We start from the raw sequence: 1,185 nt of genomic DNA on the forward strand, positions 1-1,185 counted from the left end.
CCGCCTCGGTGACGGTCGTGACTCAGTGCTTGGCGTCGGAGCCTTCAGCTGATTTCGAAGCCGGCTTCGGAGCGGGAACCTCGTCCGCGGCCTCGGCCTTGGTCGACGGCACGGCGGTCTGCGAGACCTCGGTGGCGGCGGCCTGACGCGAAGCCGGGGTCGAACCGACCGGACGGGCATCGGCGGGACGGTTGTTCGGCAGCGGGGTCGACCAGGGATCTTCGACCGGCTGGGCCTTCTTCCACACGTAGTAGCCGATTCCGGCGGCCGAACCGATGACGAGAGTCCACACGAGTGCGGCCTTTCCGCCGCCGGACTTGCGAGTGGTGTCCTTCTCGATGCGCTTGCCGGCGTTGGCGAGGGCCTTGCGAGCCTTCTTCATGGCCTTCTTGTCCCCGGTGAGGCGGACAGCCAGGTCATCGATGAGCTTCGGGGTCTCGGCAGCGGACAGTGAAGTCGCGGCATTCGACGCGAACTTGCCGGCGCGTTCGGTCGCTTCGGGACGGTAGGACTCGAGCTTGTCGGCCCAGTTGTGGACCTGATCATTGGCCTTGTCGGCCAGAGCTTCGACTTGCGGACGTGCCTTCTCGGCGAACTCTTCGGCCTTGCCTGCCAGTGCCTCGACCTGGGGGCGGGCCTTGTCGGCGGCCTCACGCAGCTTCGGGGCTGCGGTCTCGCTGGCATCTGCCAGGACTCGGAGGGACGTCTGCTTCGCGGAATCGAGCTTCGAAGTGAGCTGATCTCGAGTGGGCTTCTTCGACATAAACTGTTCCCAATCCTTAGATGTCGGTGGTCAAGGTGATCACCGACCAGTCTACGGCCTCGGGGCAAACCTGGGGACAGCGGATGTCATCGAATTGTCTGCGGATCGCCTGACAGGTTGGGCAACGGACCTGGTGCGAAACTGCATTCACCGCCTCGGCGTGGAAGAATGAAGTCATGACTACAGCCTCAACGCATACCGCAGTCCTGCACACCAACCACGGTGACATCACCCTCGACCTCTTCGGCCACCATGCCCCGAAGACCGTGGCCAACTTCGTCGAACTGGCCCAGGGGGAGCGTGAGTTCACCGATCCTTCGACCGGCGAGCCGACCAAGCGCCCCTTCTTCGACGGGCTCGGCTTCCACCGCATCATCTCGAACTTCATGATCCAGGGCGGCTGCCCGCTGGGCACCGGCACC

At 64.5% G+C, this 1,185-nt stretch carries 2 protein-coding genes; one reads left to right on the forward strand and one right to left on the reverse strand.

Features of this window, described 5'->3' with window-relative positions:
* Positions 1-22 precede the first annotated feature (22 nt).
* A complete protein-coding gene (locus AD89_RS0117160) occupies positions 23-763 on the reverse strand; it encodes a hypothetical protein (protein WP_025780822.1) in 741 nt (246 codons plus the stop codon).
* A 176-nt stretch (positions 764-939) separates the two neighbouring features.
* Here AD89_RS0117160 and AD89_RS0117170 point away from each other — a divergent pair.
* Positions 940-1,185: peptidylprolyl isomerase (locus tag AD89_RS0117170; protein WP_025780824.1), on the forward strand; the 246-nt coding region annotated here is incomplete at its 3' end.

The organism is Brevibacterium sp. VCM10, assembly GCF_000583215.1.
Taxonomy (GTDB): Bacteria; Actinomycetota; Actinomycetes; order Actinomycetales; family Brevibacteriaceae; genus Brevibacterium; species Brevibacterium linens.

Bases quoted from the DNA above. Each gene is read 5' to 3' on its own strand.
- AD89_RS0117160 (WP_025780822.1), bottom strand. From the start codon at position 763: ATGTCGAAGAAGCCCACTCGAGATCAGCTCACTTCGAAGCTCGATTCC.